This window comes from Actinomyces sp. B33, assembly GCF_028437565.1.
GTDB lineage: Bacteria > Actinomycetota > Actinomycetes > Actinomycetales > Actinomycetaceae > Pauljensenia.
This window is the reverse complement of record NZ_JAMRYR010000001.1, coordinates 195,132-214,432: the sequence shown is the minus strand read 5'-3', so window position 1 is coordinate 214,432 and position 19,301 is coordinate 195,132. Positions and strand designations below refer to the sequence as shown.

At 72.6% G+C, this 19,301-nt stretch carries 18 protein-coding genes and 1 pseudogene; 9 read left to right on the top strand and 10 right to left on the bottom strand.

The features are described 5' to 3' along the window. Nucleotides 1-282 precede the first annotated feature (282 nt). The gene (locus tag M3T53_RS00990; protein WP_272432569.1) at nucleotides 283-1,041 is read left to right on the top strand and encodes a CDP-alcohol phosphatidyltransferase family protein; all 759 of its coding nucleotides are present in this window, start codon (nucleotides 283-285) and stop codon (nucleotides 1,039-1,041) included. Nucleotides 1,042-1,330: 289 nt separating this feature from the next. On the opposite strand, the gene M3T53_RS00985 is transcribed toward M3T53_RS00990, so the two are convergent. Next, complete coding sequence (locus M3T53_RS00985) at nucleotides 1,331-2,251, bottom strand: hypothetical protein (protein WP_272432568.1); 921 nt, start codon at nucleotides 2,249-2,251, stop codon at nucleotides 1,331-1,333. Between the two features lie 116 nt (nucleotides 2,252-2,367). Here M3T53_RS00985 and M3T53_RS00980 point away from each other — a divergent pair, with 116 nt between their 5' ends. Continuing rightward, on the top strand, nucleotides 2,368-2,724 hold the full coding sequence (locus M3T53_RS00980) for a sterol carrier family protein (RefSeq protein WP_272432566.1): 357 nt from the start codon (nucleotides 2,368-2,370) through the stop codon (nucleotides 2,722-2,724). Nucleotides 2,725-2,856: 132 nt separating this feature from the next. Here the strand turns inward: M3T53_RS00980 and M3T53_RS00975 are convergent, their stop codons facing one another. Next, nucleotides 2,857-3,117 (bottom strand): DUF4235 domain-containing protein, encoded by a 261-nt coding sequence (locus M3T53_RS00975; RefSeq protein ID WP_272432565.1) that lies wholly within the window; start codon nucleotides 3,115-3,117, stop codon nucleotides 2,857-2,859. 582 nt (nucleotides 3,118-3,699) lie between these two features. Between M3T53_RS00975 and M3T53_RS00970 the strand changes: the two genes are divergently transcribed. Then, on the top strand, nucleotides 3,700-4,908 hold the full coding sequence (locus M3T53_RS00970; RefSeq protein WP_272432564.1) for a hypothetical protein: 1,209 nt from the start codon (nucleotides 3,700-3,702) through the stop codon (nucleotides 4,906-4,908). Nucleotides 4,909-4,981: 73 nt separating this feature from the next. Here the strand turns inward: M3T53_RS00970 and M3T53_RS00965 are convergent, their stop codons facing one another. Beyond that, entirely contained in the window at nucleotides 4,982-6,301 is a 1,320-nt protein-coding gene (locus tag M3T53_RS00965; protein WP_272432563.1) for a DUF4921 family protein, read from the bottom strand. 147 nt (nucleotides 6,302-6,448) lie between these two features. Between M3T53_RS00965 and M3T53_RS00960 the strand changes: the two genes are divergently transcribed. Next, on the top strand, nucleotides 6,449-7,585 hold the full coding sequence (locus M3T53_RS00960; protein ID WP_272432562.1) for an oxidoreductase: 1,137 nt from the start codon (nucleotides 6,449-6,451) through the stop codon (nucleotides 7,583-7,585). A gap of 72 nt (nucleotides 7,586-7,657) precedes the next feature. Here M3T53_RS00960 and M3T53_RS00955 read toward each other — a convergent pair whose 3' ends face one another. The 4 genes from M3T53_RS00955 to M3T53_RS00940 all read right to left on the bottom strand — a co-directional run bounded on the left by M3T53_RS00955 (nucleotide 7,658) and on the right by M3T53_RS00940 (nucleotide 12,915). Further along, the gene (locus M3T53_RS00955) at nucleotides 7,658-8,068 is read right to left on the bottom strand and encodes an ACT domain-containing protein (RefSeq protein WP_272432561.1); all 411 of its coding nucleotides are present in this window, start codon (nucleotides 8,066-8,068) and stop codon (nucleotides 7,658-7,660) included. 68 nt (nucleotides 8,069-8,136) lie between these two features. Further along, nucleotides 8,137-8,973 (bottom strand): aldo/keto reductase, encoded by an 837-nt coding sequence (locus M3T53_RS00950; RefSeq protein WP_272432560.1) that lies wholly within the window; start codon nucleotides 8,971-8,973, stop codon nucleotides 8,137-8,139. Between the two features lie 199 nt (nucleotides 8,974-9,172). After that, nucleotides 9,173-11,182 carry an ABC transporter ATP-binding protein gene (locus M3T53_RS00945; protein WP_272432558.1) on the bottom strand — a complete coding sequence of 670 codons (2,010 nt, stop codon included), beginning with the start codon at nucleotides 11,180-11,182 and terminating at the stop codon, nucleotides 9,173-9,175. Beyond that, a complete protein-coding gene (locus M3T53_RS00940) occupies nucleotides 11,179-12,915 on the bottom strand; it encodes an ABC transporter ATP-binding protein (protein WP_272432557.1) in 1,737 nt (578 codons plus the stop codon). Before M3T53_RS00940 ends, M3T53_RS00945 begins: the two co-directional genes overlap by 4 nt. A 119-nt stretch (nucleotides 12,916-13,034) precedes the next feature. On the opposite strand from M3T53_RS00940, the gene M3T53_RS00935 reads away from it, so the two are divergent. The 5 genes and pseudogenes from M3T53_RS00935 to M3T53_RS00915 all read left to right on the top strand — a co-directional run bounded on the left by M3T53_RS00935 (nucleotide 13,035) and on the right by M3T53_RS00915 (nucleotide 17,891). After that, nucleotides 13,035-13,682, top strand: coding sequence for a hypothetical protein (locus M3T53_RS00935; protein WP_272432556.1), 648 nt, complete (start codon nucleotides 13,035-13,037; stop codon nucleotides 13,680-13,682). 160 nt (nucleotides 13,683-13,842) lie between these two features. After that, nucleotides 13,843-14,019: pseudogene (locus tag M3T53_RS09840) on the top strand (PadR family transcriptional regulator); the annotation flags it as partial. Between the two features lie 115 nt (nucleotides 14,020-14,134). Continuing rightward, nucleotides 14,135-14,452 carry a hypothetical protein gene (locus M3T53_RS09835; RefSeq protein WP_272432864.1) on the top strand — a complete coding sequence of 106 codons (318 nt, stop codon included), beginning with the start codon at nucleotides 14,135-14,137 and terminating at the stop codon, nucleotides 14,450-14,452. Further along, a complete protein-coding gene (locus M3T53_RS00920; RefSeq protein WP_272432863.1) occupies nucleotides 14,449-15,168 on the top strand; it encodes an ABC transporter ATP-binding protein in 720 nt (239 codons plus the stop codon). Before M3T53_RS09835 ends, M3T53_RS00920 begins: the two co-directional genes overlap by 4 nt. Next, nucleotides 15,165-17,891 (top strand): ABC transporter permease, encoded by a 2,727-nt coding sequence (locus M3T53_RS00915; protein WP_272432555.1) that lies wholly within the window; start codon nucleotides 15,165-15,167, stop codon nucleotides 17,889-17,891. Before M3T53_RS00920 ends, M3T53_RS00915 begins: the two co-directional genes overlap by 4 nt. Nucleotides 17,892-17,938: 47 nt before the next feature. Here the strand turns inward: M3T53_RS00915 and M3T53_RS00910 are convergent, their stop codons facing one another. The 3 genes from M3T53_RS00910 to M3T53_RS00900 all read right to left on the bottom strand — a co-directional run bounded on the left by M3T53_RS00910 (nucleotide 17,939) and on the right by M3T53_RS00900 (nucleotide 19,294). Beyond that, nucleotides 17,939-18,394, bottom strand: a complete 456-nt coding sequence (locus M3T53_RS00910; RefSeq protein ID WP_272432554.1) for an RNA-binding S4 domain-containing protein — start codon at nucleotides 18,392-18,394, stop codon at nucleotides 17,939-17,941. 229 nt (nucleotides 18,395-18,623) lie between these two features. Beyond that, nucleotides 18,624-18,968: a HepT-like ribonuclease domain-containing protein gene (locus M3T53_RS00905; RefSeq protein ID WP_272432553.1), complete on the bottom strand. Its 345-nt coding sequence runs from the start codon at nucleotides 18,966-18,968 to the stop codon at nucleotides 18,624-18,626. After that, a complete protein-coding gene (locus M3T53_RS00900) occupies nucleotides 18,965-19,294 on the bottom strand; it encodes a nucleotidyltransferase family protein (protein ID WP_272432552.1) in 330 nt (109 codons plus the stop codon). Before M3T53_RS00900 ends, M3T53_RS00905 begins: the two co-directional genes overlap by 4 nt. Nucleotides 19,295-19,301 lie beyond the last annotated feature (7 nt).

The following is a 19,301-nucleotide window of genomic DNA, read 5'->3' as shown; positions in this document are numbered from 1 at the left end:
TGAACAACGGGCCGCCCCGTTGCGGGTCCCCGGGGTGGGACCAGTATCCGGGAATCCCCGGATCTCACCCTGAAAATGCGTCTCGCACTTGTTTCGCATACCCGAAGACGTGCACACTGGTGACCAGGGGCCGAACGCGACCCCCGTCGCGGGTGCGAGTGACGGGGAATGCGCGTCGGCCCCTTTCATATGTGGCAGCATGAGGTCGCGGGCACGCCCGCGCCTGCGACCCGCGCTCGAGATGCCCGCCGGCCCCGACGGCCGCCGACCCGAGGAGTAGATGTGCCCGCTTTGTCGATCAGCTTCGGATTCGACCGGCCGACCGCCGACCCGTCGGTGACACTGCCCCAGCGGGCGGTCGCCTGGGTGGTCCACCTCTTCACGCTCTCGGGCATCGCCTGGGCGGCTCTGGCGACGATCAGCCTGATCAACGGCGACATCGCCGCGATGTGGGCCTGGTTGGGGGTCGCGCTCGTCGTCGACGGCGTCGATGGGACCCTCGCGCGCCGGGCGCGCGTGGGTGAGGCGGTTCCGTGGTTCGACGGGTCCGTCCTCGACATCGTCATCGACTACTTGACGTGGACCTTCCTGCCGGCGCTCTTCATGTACCTGTACCTGCCACTGGGGCCGACGCCGGTGGCCCTGACGATGTTCGTCCTCATCCTCGCGTCGTCGATCTTCTGCTACGCGAACGCGGGGGAGAAGTCGGTGGACAACTACTTCGTCGGGTTCCCGGCGGCGTGGAACGTCGTCGCCGTCATCATGTACGTCCTGCAGACCTCGGGGACGGTCAACATCGTCATGACCATCGCGATGGCGGCCCTGACGCTCGTGCCCCTCCACTACACGCATCCGATGCGCTGCTCGCGCTTCCGGTCGGTGACGCTGGTGGCGGTCGTCGCGTGGATCGCGTCGACGGGGGTCCTCGTCGCCCTTGTCCCGGCCCAGCCGCTGTGGGCGCTCGTCGTCTTCTGGGTCAGCGGCGGATGGTTCGTCGCCACCTGCCTGATCCGCTCCTTCACGGGGCCCGTGAAGGCCTGATCGTCGGCTTCTGCGAATTCCTACTCGATCCGGTCTCCTCACGAGCAGGTTCTCCAGGACGCGCAGACTCGGCCTCGATCCCCTCCCCCTCGACCCATCGCGCAGGGCCGGTCTCCCCGCCTCTGCCGGGCATCCTGCCTGCCCCGTGACTCCTCAGCCGCCTGAAACGGCCTGCCCATCCTCCATGGGCCGGTGCCGGGGTGCCGGGTCGTTCGCTCCACCCGGCGCGGCCGCGAGGAGCCTTGTCGGCCGTGGGGCTGCCGTGATGCCGGAGGGCCGGCTGCCGAGATCAGCGCGCCAAGCCCCGGCGGATCGAGGAGTCCCGCCACCAGCGGATGACCTCCAGGGCGATCGCGCCGACGAACATGGCGGCGATGAACGCGAGGACGCCGAGGGGCGCTTCGCGCCCGTGCATCCAGAAGTACACGTAGGGGGCAACGAAGGTCGCGACCGTCACGCAGAACCCGAGGATCCTCTTCGACAGGCGGCGCCCGGCGACCATGGCGATGATCCCCCACGTGTAGGGGACCGCGGTCACCACGTCGATGGTCCACAGGACCCATACCTTCCCGGTGAACCCGGGGACGAGGACGACCGGGAGGGCGCGCAGCGTCGAGTAGATGAAGACGACGGCGTAGGCGATGAACGTCGGGCTGACGATGAGCTTGATGAGCGCGGACCGGTCGATGAAGTGGGCGCCGGCGCGACTGGCCGCGCGCACCGCGGCGGGCAGTGCGGTCAGCGCGTCGATGCCTCCCAGGGCACGGGCGACAACCCCTCGGCGGGGCCCCTCGTCGTCGGACCAGGCGTCGAGGACGAGGGAGGGGTTGACGGCGACCGGGACGGCGCCGTCGCTCTCGGGCCCGGCGACGGAGACGAGGCCGGGGCCCAGGCGGTCCTCCAACCGGGCGACGTCGCCGGCGGGCAGGACGGACACCCAGAGCCGGTGACGCGACCGGGCGGCTTCGCGCAAGTGGTCGGAGAGGACGCGGACGATCTCGGAACCGTTGTCGGCGAGGTCGCCGGAGGCGCGGGCGACGTCGACGAGGAAGGGGGCGGAGACGACGCTGCGGGCGGTGAGGTCGCCGGGCCGGTCCGCTCCGGCGAGCCGGACGAGGACGTCGGGGTACCAGCTGTGGGAGGAGGCCTCCTCCAGATCGAGTACCGACCTGAAGGTCAGCGCCCTCTCCCAGGTGCTGCGCTCGTCCACCGGCATGAAACCTCCTTCCACCAGTGTCGTCGACGGCCGTGCCCCGCGTCTGTGGGGGGACCCCCTGAAACTCCCCCCCCCGGACTGGGGAGGACGGGCCCGGTTAGGATCCTCTCATGCCGAGACGACGAATCGATCCGACGGACGGCCTCGCGGCCGTGCGCGAGTGGCGCGAGGGGGGAGCCCCGCGCGCCCGGGTGCGGACCGCGGTGCGCTTCAGCCTCGAGGAGCTCGGGGAGCTCCACCCGGGCAGGTCCGTCGAGGTCCGGGTCCCGCCAGTGGGCGCCGTCCAGATCCTCCCGGGGACGACGCATCGGCGGGGCACCCCTCCGGCCGTCGTCGAGACGGACGCGGACACGTGGCTGCGATTGACGGTCGGCGATCTCGCATGGGGCGAGGCCGTCGCCGGGGGGCTCGTCCAGGCGTCGGGGGAGCGGACGGACTTGTCCGAGTTCCTGCCCTATCTGGGGTGAGCGGTCCGCGGGCGCCGATGATTCGACAGCACGACTGAGGGGCTGCGCCCTGGTCGGTCTATGCCGTCACGACGAGGTATCGGGCACGAGGGGGCTCAGGGCATTCGCCGGCCGAATCGCCTGCGGGCGCCGTCAGGCCTCGATGCCGGGGGCCGAGCCCGGGCCGTACCACTTCTTCGCGCGCTTCATCGCGTAGTGCTGGGCGACGGCGACAATGGCGGCGGAGGCGGCGGAGAACAGGACGATCGAGACGAGAGCGGCCTCGTCGTCGCCCTCCTTCGGGATCTTCTTGCCCGTGACGAGCTTCCACCCGGCCTCGGTCAGCTTGTTGGCGCCGAACGCGGCGACGGCGAGCGCCCCGGCACTGGCGAGCTTCCACCCGAGATCGTCCATGACGAGTCCTTCCGATAGGGCCGCCGCATCAGGCCGCCGGTGATCGGGGCCGGGCCCCGCGTCCTGGACCATCATGCCGCACGTCCCCCGCCTCGCGCACGCGGGCCCGGCGTCGTTCTCCACGGTAATCAGGTCCCCTGAGTCCTCCCCGGCTCGCGCATGCGGGCCCGGCATGACGCGCTGGAGGGGCGGGCGGCAGCGTCGATCCGATTCGCGTATGCGAACCCGGTGCTCGTCGGTCCATGCCGCGTATCGGTATCTGCTCCGATTCGCGCGCGCCGGGTCCGGATCCCCGTCCGCGAATACCGCCGGCGTCCGGCGTCTGATGCTGGGCCCGGCGGGCCGACGGGAACCCTCGATCGGGCCGGGCGCGCACGCGGCCGCGCGCCCGGCGGGCACCGGACCGGCACGAGGGGCGGGCCTCGGCGCGGGAGGCCCGAGTCGTCGTCTCGCCTGGGGCGACTTCGCCGCTGTCGAGGGGCTGGCCTCGGCGCAGACGACCCGCGTCGCCGCCGTGACGGGCCGGCGCCCTACACTGAGGGCGATCGACTCGATGGCACGTCGCAGACGAAGGGGCTCCCCATGACCATGACCCGCCTCGCCGCCTCCGCCCTGGCCGCGGCCTGCGCCGCGCTCCTCGCCGGATGCACGGCGTCCGTGGCCCCCACCGCCCCCGCGGACCCCTTCGCCGCCCCCCTCGTCCCGGGCGGGGAGAGCCCCGAGGCGCCCGAGGACGCGCAGTCCGCCCACCCGGGACTCCTGGGCGCCCCCGCCGCCCGAACGGGGCGCGGGATCGTCGTCGTCGCCGTCGTCGAGGGCTCCCGGCTGCCGTCCCGGGTCCGTGCGGCGTTCACTGAGGACACCGGCTTCGACCTGCGGATCGTCGAGGTCGCCTCGGCTCCGGAGGCCCAGGGATCGGGCGCGCAGGTCGTCGTCGGCCTCGACGCCGCCGAGGCGCTGGGGGCCGGCGGGGCACTCGCGGGCGCCCCGCAGGACGCGACGGCGCCCGAGGGGACGGCTCTGGTCGGCGCGCCCGGCGCCATCGCCTACGGCCGGGACGACGTGTGCGTCCTCGCCGACCGCTCGTGGATGTCGGCGAATGCGCTCGCGATGCCCGACTCCGCGGACGCCCTGAGCCGCCCCCCCTACGCCTCCCTCCTGGCGGTGCCCGATCCGCGGGCGACGAGCACCGGGAGGGCGTTCGTCGAGGCGGTCGCCGCGTCGACCGGGGAGGCGCTGGGGGAGTGGGCTCGCGGCCTGGGCGCGAGCGCCGTCATCGCCCCCTCCGTGGATGCGGCGCTCGCGCAGTGGACGGCCGCAGACCTCCTCGTCGACGACGAGGACGAGTCGAGCGAGGACGGCGGGGACGCGCAGTCGGACGCGCCCGGCGACCTGCCGCTCGTCGTCGCCCCGCGGTCGACGGCCGCGCGGGCCCTGAACAACACGGGCACCGAGTCGGCGGCCGTCCCGGTCCCCTCAACGTGCCTGGCGCGCACCGTCTACGCGGCCGGGGTCGCCGACGACGATCGCGAGTCCCTGTCGGACGGCGCGGAATCGCTCATCGCCTGGCTCCTCGGGTGGCGCGGTCAACGGGCGCTGGCCGAGGCCGGGGCCGTCTACCCCCTCGACGAGTCGGCGCTGGGCGACACGGCGGCGGACTGGTTCCTCGCGCCGTCGGGGGCCGAGGCCCCGTCCGACGAGGCGACCGCCGCCGCGGCCGGGCAGCGGGTCGTCATGTGGGAGGAAGGGCTGACGGCGCCGCCCCCCGCCGAAGAGGAGCCGCAGAGCTGAGAGCCGCCGCCGCGTCGGGCGGCGGAGGCTCCGCGGACCGTCTCGCGTCGACGAGGCCGACGAGGACGCGCGTTTAGTCGCGCAGCATCCTCGGGGCCACCCGGCACTCGGAGCCGATCCTCATCGGCCCGATCGCCCCGGACTCGCGCATCTCCTCCAGGCGCGGGACCACCCGTTCGACGACCTGCCAGGGGTCGATGGTGTTGAGGTAGATCCGCGTGCCCCCCTCGAAGCCCGCCAGCGTCGAGATCCGCCACTTGAGGAGGATCCTCCAGCGCATCGGCGTCGCCACCGACGGCGGCCGGTGGTACCACTCCTCGTTGCACGGCACGTCGGCGCCCGTGGCCGCGTGCGCGGCGTGAAGCAGGTCCGACACGGCCCGCATCCGCTCCTCGTCGGCCTGCCACGGCTCGATCGGACCCCCCAGCGGCCAGATCTCGATCCCCGGGAACCGGTGCCCGAAGCCCGCGAACGCGACCGCGTGGTCGTTCTGGGCGATGAGGAGCCGACGGGTCGCCCCGACCCGGAGGATCTCCTCGTAGATCTCCGGCTGGGAGCTCAACCGGTCCAATTCCGCCTCGGTCTGGACCGCCAGGTCGTCGATGGCGACGAGCTGCTTGTGGAGGTGGTCGAAGGACGCGCCCGCCGGCTTGAGCCAGTTCTGGAAGGCCGCGACGTAGCGGACCTGCGGGTTGAGGCCGTACAGGTCGCGCATCGTGCGCGCCGTGTACGCCGTGTACTGGTAGTGCTCGTCGGGGGACAGCGTCCCCGACCCCGCCAACTGGGAGTCGTCGGCGGCCCCGTCGACGAAATGGCGCCTGGCGACGATCAGGTCGTGCCCCCCGGAGAAGAACCCGTTGGCCTCGTGGAGCCTGGACGTCTCCGACATGGCGGCGAACTCCTCCTCGGTCAGCCCCGAGGCCAGGAGGCGCGCACGCACGACCCGCATGATGTGGTCGTAGCCCTCCGACGACGCCAGGTACTCCGCCATGCGGCGGCGCGCGTCCTCGGAGGGGACGTGCCCGTGATTGAGGTTCCAGTACTTGTAGGAGACGATCTCGAAAAGATTGGGGATCCGGCGGAACTCTGCGGTCGTGGCCCCCAGCTTCTCGGCGGGCAGCCCCGACAACTCGTGCCACCCGCCCCCGCCGTCGCGCACCAGACGGGATTTCTCCGGAGGCGTTTCCAGATAGCGGTGCTCGCAGAACGCGCAGTGGTCGCCCTCGTGGGACGGATCCAACGGGCGGTGCTCGCTGCGGGGAATCCCCATCGGCCGGTGGCCCCGCCCCGGAACGGTCCACACCTCCGTGCCCGTCAGCAGATTCTGCTGCTTGACCGTGCCGTCGGCCAGACGCACGATGGCTCGATCCGTTCGGGAGAGCTCCTTTGCCATGCCCCCAGACTACCCGCCCGGGGAGCCGCCCTCCCATCGGGGCCTCGCGCGCTGACCCCCGTCCCCCAGCTCCCCCGGCCGGAAGGGGGTCGTTGCCTCGACGGGGCGCTGCCGGCGGGCCGCCGGCACTGGTTCTAGGCTGTCCCCATGAGCAGAAGCCGCCTCTTCCAGCCGATTCGCGTCGGCTCCGTCGACGTCCCCAACCGCCTGTGGATGCCACCGATGTGCCAGTACTCCGCAGCGCCCTCGGGCCCGGGCCTCGGACGGCCGACGGACTGGCACCTCGTCCATTACGGCGCCCGCGCCCTCGGCGGGGTCGGGGCCGTCGTCGTCGAGGCGACGGCCGTCGTCCCCCGGGGGCGGATCTCCATCAACTGCCTGAGCCTGCACGACGACGCCCTCATCCCCGACTTCGCGCGGCTCGCCGACGTCATCCACGCCGGCGGCGCCCGCGCCTTCATCCAGCTCAACCACGCCGGCCGCAAGGCCTCGGGCCGCCCCATGTGGGCCGAGGCCGACGGCCCCGCCACCCCCGACATCGGCGGATGGGAGCCGGTGGGCCCCTCCCCGATCCCCTTCGCCGAGGGCCTGCCCGTCCCCCGCCCCCTGACCGGGGAGGAGACCGCCGCCGTCCCCGGAGCCTTCGCCGACGCCGCCCGACGCGCCGTCGCCGCCGGCTTCGACGGGGTCCAGATCCACGGCGCGCACGGCTACCTCCTCCACCAGTTCCTCTCGCCCGCCTCCAACGCGCGCTCCGACCGGTGGGGAGGGTCCGGCGAGAACCGCGCGCGCCTCATGCGCCAGACCGTGCGCGCCACCCGCGCCGCCATCGGCGACGCCGCCCTGATGATCCGCCTGTCGGCCACCGACTGGGTCGAGGACGACTCGCGACCGGGCGCCGCCTCGTGGACGCTCGCCGACACCCGGGGCCTCGTCGTCGACCTTGTCGGCGACGGCGCCGACATGATCAACGTCTCGACCGGCGGCAACGTCGTGACGAGGGTCCCCGCCGGTCCCGGGTACCAGGTGCCCGCCGCCCGCGCCGTCCGCGAGGCCCTGCGCTCCGCCGGCGCCCCGGTGCCCGTCGCCGCCGTCGGACTGATCTCCAGCGCAGCCCAGGCCGAGCAGATCCTCGTGTCCGGCGACGCCGACGTCATCGAGATCGGGCGGCCCCTGCTCACCGATCCGATGATCGGGCGCGCGTGGGCGTCCCGCTTGCGGGCCGAGGCCACGGCCCTGCCCGCCCCGCCCCGCCAGTACGAGCGGGGGACGCGCCGCCTGTGAGCCGCTGCGCGCCTCATGCGCGCGACGCCGCCGCCCCGACGGGGGACGGCGGCGCCGCGGCGCTGGGCCCGGTCAGGGCTTGGGGAGCCACCCCTGGGCGTTGCGGCCCAGCTCGGTGAGCAGGTCCGCGGCCTCCTGGGCGCGGTCGGCCTGGACGAACAGGTGGGTCTGACGGGCGGAGGTGATGACGTTGGCGACGATCGACCGGGCGGACAGCACCTGCGAGACCGTCGACGTGATCCCGATGGAGTCGAGATCGGCGGCTAGGCCCAGGGAGATGCGGGCGTAGGTCTTGGCGGTCGGCAGGCCGGCGTCCGCGGCCTGGTCGGTGGACAGGACGACGGTGTAGAGGTCCGCGTCCCGGACGATCGCGAACGGACGGATCCCTGTGGGGATGTCGTCGACGAGAGCGAACACGTACTCCCCCTCGAAGGTGGCCGAGAGAGAGGCGAGCGCTTGATCGAAGTTAGGCATTGAGGACATGGCGCCGAGCGTAGCGCCAGGCGCCCCCGGGATGGAACACGTGTCCAGGTCCCGGGCCGGCCGGCCCGTCACAGCCGGTCGAGGACGTTCGGGTGCGAGCCGGTGCGGCCCGCCTCTCCCTCGTCGAGCGCGTTGATGAGGGCCGTCTCCTCGGCCGTCAACGCGAAGGAGAACACGTCGAGGTTGGCTTCCTGGCGTTCGGGGGACACCGACTTCGGGAAGACGACGTCGCCCCGGTCGAGCGCCCACCTCAGGGCGACCTGGGTGCCGGAGGCCCCGTGGGCCCGGCCGATCCCGGCGAGCACGGGGTCGGATGCGGCCCTCCCGCGCGCCAGGGGCGACCACGCCTCGAACACCATCGAATGGGCGGCGGCGAACGCGCGGACCGAGGAGTTGGAGAAGAACGGGTGGGCCTCGGACTGGAGGACGTGGGGGGCGACCCGGGCGATGTCGAGGACGGCCCGCACGTGGTGGGGCTCGTAGTTCGACAGGCCGATCGCGCGGGCCCGCCCCTGGTCGTGGAACTCCTCGAGGACCGGCCAGGGCCTGGCGACGTCGCCGTCGTAGTGCATCGGCAGCGGCCAGTGGACGAGGAACAGGTCGACGTAGTCGGTGCGCAGGTCGTCGAGGGTCTGATCGAAGGAGGCGCGGGCGGGGCCGGGCTCGTGGTTGCCGTTGTTGAGCTTCGACGTGAGGAACAGGTCCTCGCGGGCGATGCCCGAGTCCGCGATGGCGCGGCCGACCTCGGCCTCGTTGCCGTACATCTGGGCGGTGTCGATGTGCCGGTAGCCGAGGTCGAGGGCGCTGCGCACCGCCTCGTAGACGCCGTCGACGACTTTGTACGTGCCGAAGCCGAGCTGGGGGATCGGCGCGCCGGTGGGCAGCGGGGGCGAGGGGATCGTCATGGCTCCAGGCTAGTGCGCGCGGACCGATTCCTCTGGGCGGCCGGGGCGGGGCGGGGGAGTCCCGTGCCGCGGGCCCCCGTCGGGGGAGGGCGGTCGGGGGCGGGGCGGGGATCGCTCCGCTCGGAGCCGCCGCGCCGGTCGCGCGGTGGGCGCGGACTCGTGCGGGGGGCAGGCGTCGGGTCCTGCCGCGCGAGGGCGGTCAGGAGGCGGGGCCGGCGAACTGGGAGTTGTACAGGCGCGCGTACGCGCCGCCGCGCTCGAGGAGGTCCTCGTGCCGGCCCGTCTCGACGACGTCGCCGTGGTCCATCACCATGATGACGTCCGCGTCGCGGATCGTCGAGAGGCGGTGGGCGATGACGAACGCGGTGCGCCCCTGGCGCAGGCGGTCCATCGCTTGTTGGACGAGGACCTCGGTGCGCGTGTCCACGGAGGAGGTCGCCTCGTCGAGGATGAGGATGTCGGGGCGCGAGACGAACGCGCGGGCGATCGTCATCAGTTGCCGCTCGCCCTGGGAGACGGAGTCGGTCTCGTCCGACACCCGCGTCTCGTACCCGTGGGGGAGCTGGCGGATCAGGCGGTCCGACGCGGTCTGCCGGGCGGCCTCGACGACCTCCTCGCGGGTGGCCCCCTCCGCGCCGAAGGCGATGTTGTCCTCGATGGTGCCGTCGAAGACCCAGGCGTCCTGGAGGACCATGCCGATGTGGGAGCGCAGGACGTCGGCGTCGAGGTCGGCGATGTCGACGCCGTCGAGGGTGATCCGTCCCGAATCGAGCTCGTAGAAGCGCATGAGGAGGTTGACGAGGGTGGTCTTGCCCGCGCCGGTCGGCCCGATGATCGCGACCATCTGCCCCGGCTCGACGCTCAGCGACAGGTCGTTGATGACCGGCGAGCCCTCGACGTAGGAGAAGCGGACGCGGTCGAAGACGACGCGGCCCCGGACCTGCTCGGTCGGCGCGAGGGCGTCGTCGGGGCCTCCCGCGGCCGCCGAGGGGTCGGCGCCCGCCCGGTCGGCGCCGGCGGCGCGGAGGCGGGCCTCGGCGAAGCTGCGGGCCCCCCGCTCGGGGGGCATCTCGTCGGCGTCGAGGAACTCGAAGACGCGCTCGGCCGAGGCGACCCCCGATTGGAGGGAGGTCGCCATCTGGGCGAGCTGGCCGATGGGCTGGGTGAACTGGCGGGAGTACTGGATGAACGCCTGGACGCCGCCGAGGGACATCGATCCGCCGGCGACCATGATCCCGCCGCCGACGGCGACGACGACGTACGACAGGTTCGAGATCATCCCCATGATCGGCATGATGAGGGTGGAGATGAACTGGGCGGCGAAGCTCGACCGGTACAACTGCGAGTTCGACGTGGCGAAGGACTCGGAGAAGTCCTCCTCGAGGCCGTACAGGGCGAGGACCTCGTGCCCGGTGATCGTCTCCTCGACGAGGTCGGAGACCTCGCCCGTGGACTTCCACTGCTGGCGGAAGTGGGGTTGCGCGCGGCGCATGAGGACGCCGGCGACGATGGCGCCCAGGGGGATGACGATCATCGCCAGGAGGGTGAGCCTCCACGACAGGGTGAGCATCATCGCGAGGATGCCGACGACGGTGAGGACCGCTTGGAGCAGTTGGGAGAGCGTCTGGTTGAGGGTCTGGGAGACGTTGTCGACGTCGTTGCTCACGCGCGACATCAGGTCGCCGCGCGAGTGCGCGTCGAGGTAGGACAGTGGGAGGCGCTCGATCTTGTCCTGGACGCGGTCGCGCATGCGCCACGAGGCGTTCTGGACGGCGATCCGCAGGATCCAGCCGGAGGCGAAGCCGATGACGGCCGAGCCCGCGTAGATCGCCAGGCACAGGAGGAGGATCCGTCCGAGGGCGTCGAAGTCGATGCCCTGGCCGGGGACGACCTCCATGGCGTCGAGCATCGCGGCCATGGTGTCCTGGCCGGAGGCGCGCAGGGCGTCGACGGCGGCCTGCTTCGAGGGGGCGCGGGCGATGAGCTTGCCGATGACGCCGGAGAAGATGACGTCGGTGCCGTGCCCGAGGACTTTGGGCGCCCAGACGTTGAGGGCGATGGATCCGGCGGAGACGACGAGGGCGAGGGCGACGAGCCAGTGGTCGGGGCGCAGTTGGCCGATGAGGCGGCGCATCGAGCCGGTGAAGTCCTTGGACTTCTCGACGGGGCCGATGGCGCCGCCGTAGGGGCCGCGGCGAGAGGGACTCATGCTGCTTCCTCCTCGGTCATCTGGGAGGCAACGATCTCCCGGTAGGTGGGGCACGAGGTCATGAGCTCGGCGTGGGTGCCGCGTCCGACGATCCTCCCGTCCTCGAGGACGCAGATCGCGTCGGCGTGGCGGATCGAGGCGACCCGCTGGGCGACGACGAGGACGGCGGCGCCCCCGGTGTAGTCGGGCAGGGAGCGGCGCAGGCGGGCGTCGGTCGCGTAGTCGAGGGCGGAGAAGGAGTCGTCGAAGACGTAGAGGTCGGCGCGCCGGTAGAGGGCGCGGGCGATGGCCAGGCGCTGGCGCTGTCCGCCGGAGAAGTTCGCGCCGCCGGGCTCGACCGGGTGGTCGATCCCGTCGTCGAGGGCGTCGACGAAGTCGAGTGCCTGGGCTCCGTCGAGGGCGCGCCTGACGCGCTCGCGCTGGGCGTCGTCGGGGTGGCGGGTGCCGGACACGGTGGTCGCGATGGTCCCGGAGAACAGGTAGGAGTGCTGGGGGACGAGGGCGATGCGGGATCGGAGCTCGTCGAGGGGCAGGTCGGTCAGGGGGACGCCGTTGGCGGTGACGGCCCCGGAGGTCGGGTCCATCATCCGGGGCAGGAGGTTGACGAGGGTGGTCTTGCCGGCGGCCGTCGGGCCGATGATCGCGGTGGTCGTGCCGGGGGCGAGGTCGAGGCTCACCCGGTCGAGGACGGGCTCCTCGGCGCCGGGGTAGCGCACGACGGCCTCGTCGAGGGCGAAGGACCAGGGGCCGTCGAGGCGGCGGGGCTCGTCGGGGTCGGCGACGGAGGGCTCGTGGTCGATGACGGCGGCGACGCGTCGGGCGGCGACGTTGGCGCGGGGGACGACGATGAAGATCATCGAGGCCATCATCACGGCCTGGGAGATCATCCCGACGTAGTTGATGAAGGCCATGAGGGAGCCGACCTGCATGTCGCCGGCGTCGATGAGGCGGGCGCCGAGCCAGAGGACGCCGATGGTGGCGCCGGAGATGATGAGGCCGATGGCGGGGAACATGAAGGAGAACCAGGCGCCGATCGACAGGGCGACCTCGCGGAGGCGGTCGTTGGCGAGGCGGTAGCGGGCGCGGACGAAGGGCTGGCGCACGAATGCGCGGATCACGCGGATGCCGGTGAGTTCTTCGCGCAGGGCGGTGTTCATCGCGTCGAGGCGCTCCTGCTGGCTGGTGAACAGCGGCGTCAGGCGGCGCATGACGATGAGGATGACGACGGCGAGGGCGGGGACGAGGACGAGGAGGAGGGGGGACATCCGCGCGTTCTGGCGGACGGCCATGATGATGCCGCCGATCCCCATGATCGGGGCGCCGATCATCACGGAGAACGCGAGCATCGTCGTCGTCTGGATCTGCTGGATGTCGTTCGTCGAGCGGGTGATGAGGGAGGAGGCGCCGAAGGAGTGGAAGTCCTGGGCGCTGAAGCGGTGGATGCGGGTGAAGATCCGGCTGCGCAGGGCGGCTCCCAGGGACATCGCCAGGCGGGCCCCGAAGTAGATGGCCAGGGCGGTGCACACCATCTGGATGGCGGTGACGCCGAGCATGAGGGCGCCCAGGCGCCAGATGGCGCCGGTGTCGCCGACGGCGACGCCCTCGTCGATGATGCGCGCGTTGTAGTTCGGCAGTTCGAGCGCGGCGAGGGTGGCGGCCGTCTGGAGGACGACGACGGCGAGGATCTCCCAGATGCGGGCCCTCAGGTGGCGCCAGGCGAGTGAGGCGAGCATTCAATCCCTCCGACATAAAATTTCAGGCTGCTGAAAAGCTTACGTCCCTGGGCCGCTGCGCCCCCTGCCAGTCGCAAGGATGCGGGCGACCTCACAGCCCCGGGCACTAGCATGGGCCCATGGCACCCAAGGCGCGCACCGCGGCGTTCACCGACGAGCAGATCGAGATCGGGCTGCTCCTGTTGATCTCCACCGCCTACCCCGATGCCGTCGGCCCCGACGACGGGTCCGAGGACGCCGCCATCGACGAGGCCCTCGCCCCCCTCGTCGGGCGCCATGGATTCGACGAGGAGCGCATCGCCCCCGCCCGCGCCGGCGCCCTCGCCGCGCGCCGCGCCATCGAGAACGGCTCCTGCCCCGAGGTCTCCGCCGCCCGCATCGACGCCGCCCGCGCCGACCTCCTCGAGCGTTGGGGAGCCTCCTCCTCGCGAGGGGCCCTCGTCTGGCCGCCCGCGTCGCGCACCGTCGCCGTGCGCCTGGGGGCCGGCAGCTGGGCCGACGCCCTCGCCTCCCGATCGATCCCCGTCTCCCGGCTCGGGCGCGCCCGCGGCTCCGGGCGCTTCGGCCCCGAGCGGATCGCCTCGGCCGTCAACGAGTACTTGGAGCACGCCCGCGCCCGATCGCACCCGGCGACCCTCGGCGGCTACGACCGATGGGTCCGTCAGGCCCGGGCCGGCGGGAGGACCGACCTCCCGTCGACCGCCACCGTGCGCCAGCGCTGCGGCACCTGGGACGGCGCCCTCGCCCTCGCGTCCGACCCGCGCTGACGCGTGGAACGGTGCGTGAGTCATGCGTCACAGAACTGTCGGGCCGTGAACCATTGACCGACGCGGTCCGCCGACTGGGGATCCATGCCCCGCGCCGCTACGATTAGCCCAGCCCACCCCCCGCACCGACGATCCTCGTGCGGCACCGATCGGAGACCCCATGTCAGTGCGCAACGCGCTCCTCGCCCTCGTCGCCCAGCAGCCCGCCGGCGTCTACCGTCTCAAGCAGATGTTCGAGGAGCAGACCTGCGGAGCCTGGCCCCTGAACATCGGGCAGGTCTACCAGACCATGCAGCGCCTCGAACGCGACGGGCACGTCGCCTCCCACGCCGAGTCCAGCGGAGGGCGCGACTCCGAGGTCTTCGAACTGACCCCGCTGGGGCGCCGGACCCTCGACGAATGGTGGGCCACCCCCCGTCGCCCGCGAGCACCCCGAGCGCGACGAGCTCGTCATGAAACTCGCCGTCGCCGCCGCCGACCCCACCGTCGACGTCGCCGGGCTCATCCAGACCCAGCGCCGCTCCACCCTCGGCGCCCTGCGCGACGTCACCCGCCTGAAGACCGGCGCCGACGACTCCGAGCTCGCCTGGAAGCTCATCCTCGAACGGCACGTCTTCGACCTCGAGGCCGAGCTCAACTGGCTCGACTACATCGAATCCGGAGCCGTCTCCGAAGCCTCCCGCCGCGCCGCCTTCGCCGCCGCCAAAGGGCGCGCCGTCACCTGGGCAGCCGACGCCTCCCCGACCGCCCAGCGCGCCCCGGCCCAATGACCCCCGTCGCCCCCCTCCGTCTCGCCGGCGTCGGCCAGGAGTACGGAACGGGCCGAGCCGCCGTCCGCGCCCTCGACGGGATCGACCTCGACCTGCGCCCCGGCGAACTCCTCGCCGTCATGGGGCCCTCCGGGTCGGGGAAATCCAGTCTGCTGGCCATCGCCGGCGGACTCGAAGTGCCGACCGAGGGGCGCGTCGAGGTCGACGGCGTCGACATCATCGCGCTCGACCCCGCCGAGCGCGCGACGATCCGCCGCCGGTCCATCGGCTACGTCTTCCAGAACTACAACCTCATCCCCTCCCTGTCCGCCGTCGAGAACGCCGAGATGCCCCTCCAACTCGACGGGGCCTCCCCCAGGGCCGCCCGCGCCGCCGCCCTCGCCGCCCTCGACGAGGTCCACGCCGCCGACCTCGCCGGCCGATTCCCCGAGGAGCTGTCCGGAGGCCAGCAGCAGCTCGTCGCCATCGCCCGGGCCCTCGTCGGCCGCAGGGCGATCATCCTCGCCGACGAGCCGACCGGCGCCCTCGACTCGGTCACCGGCGAGCAGGTGATGATCGCCCTGCGCGACCATATCGACGCCGGCGCCGCCGGTATCCTCGTCACCCACGAGGCCCGATTCGCCGCCTGGGCGGACCGCACCGTTTTCCTGCGCGACGGGCGCATCGTCGATCGGTCCCGCGACGACTCCATCGCCGATCTCCTCACCCGGCCATGAGGGCCCCAAGCCCCGTCGAGCGCTGGCGGCGCGCGCGAATCCCCCTGAAGATCGCCCGGCGCTCCCTCCTGCGCCACCGCTCGCGGAGCCTCCTCGCGATCATCGTCATCGCCCTGCCCATCGTCCTGACCATCAGCTCGATCCTCCTGTGGCACGGCCTCCAATCCCCCCGCTACGTCGCCTCCCGATGGCTCGGATCCGACCCCTCCGTCCAGGCCGTCGCCTCGCGGCTGTCCGAACGCCCCGTCTCCCAGGACGCCACCGGACAGGCCGTCGTCTCCGACGCAACGGGAGCCGCCGCCCCCCTCGACGAAGAGGAGCTCCGCCGCTGGGCGCCCGTCGCCGACGCCGTCCTCGCCGTCGACGTCCTCCACCGGGTGACGGTCCGCTCCCGGTCACGGGCCGCCGCCGCAGTCGTCGAGACCGCGATCCAGACGGGCAGCCTCGACGCCCCGCGCGTCGACCTCGAAGGTCTTAGCGGCGCCATCGGGGCCGGCGAGGCCGTCATTACCGCCGACCTCGCCTCCCAGCTCGCCGTCGGCGTCGGAGACGCCGTCGACCTGTCCCTCGTCGTCGACGGCTCCGGGACCCCCGACGAGATCCGCGGCCGCGCGACGATCACCCGCATCCACCCGGGCCGCGCCCGCACGCTCGTCGTCGGCGACGGGACCCTCGACATCGACCGGTCCGCCGTCGCCCGGGCGACCTACACGTCCTGGTTCGTCGTCGGGCTCACCCCGATCGGGTGGGAGGACGTCCGGCGGCTCAACGCCTCCGGCTACGTCGTCGTCTCCCGCGGCGTCCTCGCCGAACCGCCGGGCGCCGACGAACTGCCCGACGCCGTCGTCGCCTACGGGCCCCCCGACGACGGCGCCCCGGCGCAAGGGTGGCAGAGGCTCCTCCTCGTCTCCGGCGTCCTCCTGGTCCTCATGGAGATCGTCCTCCTCGTCTCCCCGCTGTTCACCGTCGCCCAGCGCTCGGCGATGCGCACCGCCGCCCTCCTTTTCGCCAACGGCGGCGACCGCGTCGACCAGAGGCGCCTGATGATCGACTACGGGCTCCTCATCGGAGCGGCCGCCGGGATCGTCTCCCTCGCCGCCTCCGTCCTCGCCAGGGCGGGGATCGGCTCGTTCCTCGGGCTCGGGGCCTCGATCCTCCCGGTGTGGCCGCTGGCCCCGGCCGGGGCGCTCCCCCTCCTCCTCGCCCTCGTCGCCTCCCTGTCGCCGGCCCGATCGGCGTCGTCGATCGACTCGGCCGCCGTCATCTCCGGGCGCACATGGGTGCCCTCGCGCCTCGTCAAGCGACAGATCGGCTACCCCCTGGCCCTCCTGACCGCCCTGCCGCTCCTCGTCGCCGCCGCCCTGACCGGGTGGATCTGGATCCTGTGCATCGGCGTCGCCCTCCTCGAAGCCGGGCTCATCGGATCCCTGCCCTTCGCCATGACCCGGTGGGGCGGACGTGGGGAGCGCCGGGCGATGAGCCTGCGCCTGGCCCTGCGCGACGCCGTCCGCAACGGGCACCGGACCTTCCCGGCGATGGCGTCGATCCTCACCGTCGTCTTCGTCGCCTCCGCGCTCCTTATCGCCCTGACCTCGTCGAACGAGGCCGCGTGGAGGTCCGTCGCCCACCACGGGCAGCGGGGGCAGGTTGTCGTCGCCGCCGTCGACCCGATGGAGGATCCGGCGCGGATGGTCGCCGTCCAGGATCGCGCGGCCCTCGCCGTCGCTGCGCGCTCCCCGATCACCTCCGAGGCGACGATGCGGGGGATGACGTGGGGCTCGCAGGGCAGCGGCGCCCCCGTGGCCGTCGAGGCCCTCTCCGCCGAGGGGCGCGAGCCCGTGACCCTCTCGATGCGCGCCCCGGCCATGGCCGAGCAGGACCTCGCCTACCTCGTCGACGACGGGAGCTACCTCGTCGCCGCGGGGCTCGTCGACGGCGGCGACATGGTCGAGGCCGTGACGACCCTCGAGCAGGGGGGCGTCCTCGTCCCCGAGGCCCATCTCATCGATGCGTTCGGCCGGGCGCGGATCCGCAGCCTCGACCTGGCCCCCCTCGTCGATCCCGGAGCCGGCGAATCCCCCGACGTCGCAGGGGCCGAGGTCATCGCCTTCGACTCGTTCCCCGCCGCGCTGCTCGACTCCCTCAACGTCGTCGTCCTGTCCCCCCAGGCGGCGCATACCCTTAAAGCCCCCGCTCGTCCGCTCGGACGGCTCCTCACCCTCGAATCCCCCGTCGGCGTCATCGGGGCCTCGGGCTTCGAGAACGCCGTGAGCGCGGAGGTCCCGGCGGCCGCAGTCGACGTCGTCCAGCCGTCGGTCGGCTCGGCCCTGGTGCCCTACATCGCGGCCCTCATCGCCGTCGTCGCCGCGATGGCGACTGTCGCGCTCGTCGTCGTCCTCTCCTCGTCGGACATGAGGCCCGATCTCGATACCCTCGACGCGATCGGCGCCGCTCCGGCCCTGCGCCGCTGGGTGACGAGCGCGCAGGGGGTGCTCCTGTCCCTCACCTGCATTCCCCTCGCCGTCTTGTCGGGGCTGGTCACCGGGGTGCTCGGCGTGCTCGCGCTGGAGCGCTCGGGGACCTTCCCCGACCTGTCGCCCCTCGTCCCGATCGTCCCCTGGGGCGCCCTCGGGGGCCTCCTCGTGGGGATGCCGATCCTGTCGGGGCTCGTGGCGGTGCTGTTCACCCCCCGGCGCCAAGAGCGCCTGCGCCCCGCCGACTGACAGCTGGCCGACTGGCGGACTGGTCGACGAGGACGGGCCCGTCAGTATCAGTAGCGGATGCGCGAATCTCGCCCGCGCAGCGCGTCCAGTTCGCGGCGCTCCTTCTTCGAGGGGCGGCCCGCGCCCCTGTCGCGCACGGGAACCGCGGGGACGAGGAGGCGGGGCCGGGGCTCGCTGAGGTCCTCGTAGCAGGTCCTCGCCTGCGGGGCGCCGACGCGTTTGACGAGCAGGCCCGCGACCCGCAGGACGCGGTCGAAGCCGTCGACGCGCAACCGGACCTCGTCGCCGACGCGGATCTTCTGCGCGGCCTTGGCGGATTCGCCGTTGACCTTGACGTGCCCGGCGCGGGCCGCGGAGGTGGCCTGCGAGCGGGACTTGACGTGGCGGGTGGCCCACAGCCACGTGTCGACGCGCACCGAGTCGCCGGGGGCGAGCGCTCCCGGGGGGATCGGCGGCGGGGTCTCGGCGACGGGCGCGCCGTCCGGGGCGGGGGCGTCGGTCATGGGCAGATCCTAACTCCTGCCGGATCCGTCAGCGGTTGGGATGCATTCCGACACGGGAGGCCCGGTGAGGAGGGCCTCCGCTTTGACGGCGGCGGCGAGGGCTGCGACTCGGCCGGGGGCGCCGGAGCGATCCGTGAGGAGGTCGAAGGGTCAGGCTCGACGACGAACGCCTGGCCGCCGTCGAGGAGCCGCGAGAGGGCCGTCGGGTCGACCCGTCGTCGCCGCGGCGTCATTCCCCCGGGAGATCCTGGCGCAGGGATTCTTCGAGCACGGGCAGATGGTTGTCGATGACATCTCGAACGGTCGCGGCGTCGACGCCGAAGTACTGGTGGACGAGGATGTTCCGAAAGCCGCGGATGCGAGGCCAGGGCACTTCGGGGTGGCGGGAGGTCGTCGCATCGGGCAGGTGCGTGACGGCTTCCCCGATGATCTGAAGATTACGTTCGATGGCATCCGTCGCCATGGAGGACAGGACCGAGTCCCCGTCGCCGTCGTCGAGCGCCCGGAGGTGCTCCCTGCATCGTTCGATCGCCTGGAGGATGTCAGTGACGCGGGCCAGAGGATCCCGGCTCACAGGGCCACCGCTTCTTCCAAGGCCGCCTGGGCCACCGGTTCTTTGAGGAGCTGCACGGGGAAGATGTCGACCGCCTCGGTTCCCAGCAGCGCGCGCGTCTCCTCCAGGAGGCCGGAGGCGCGCATGAGCAGATTCCCATCAGCCGGATCCATCTCGACGAGGATGTCGATGTCGCTGTCCGGATGCGCGGTTCCCCGTGCCACCGAGCCGAAGAGCAGCGGGTTCGTCGCCCCGTACTTCGCGAGCAAGCCGTTGAACTCGACGTGCCGGGCCGCAAGAAGGGCCCGCAATGCGATGGACGCGGGCGTGGCGGTGTCGTCGATCATGGGTCAA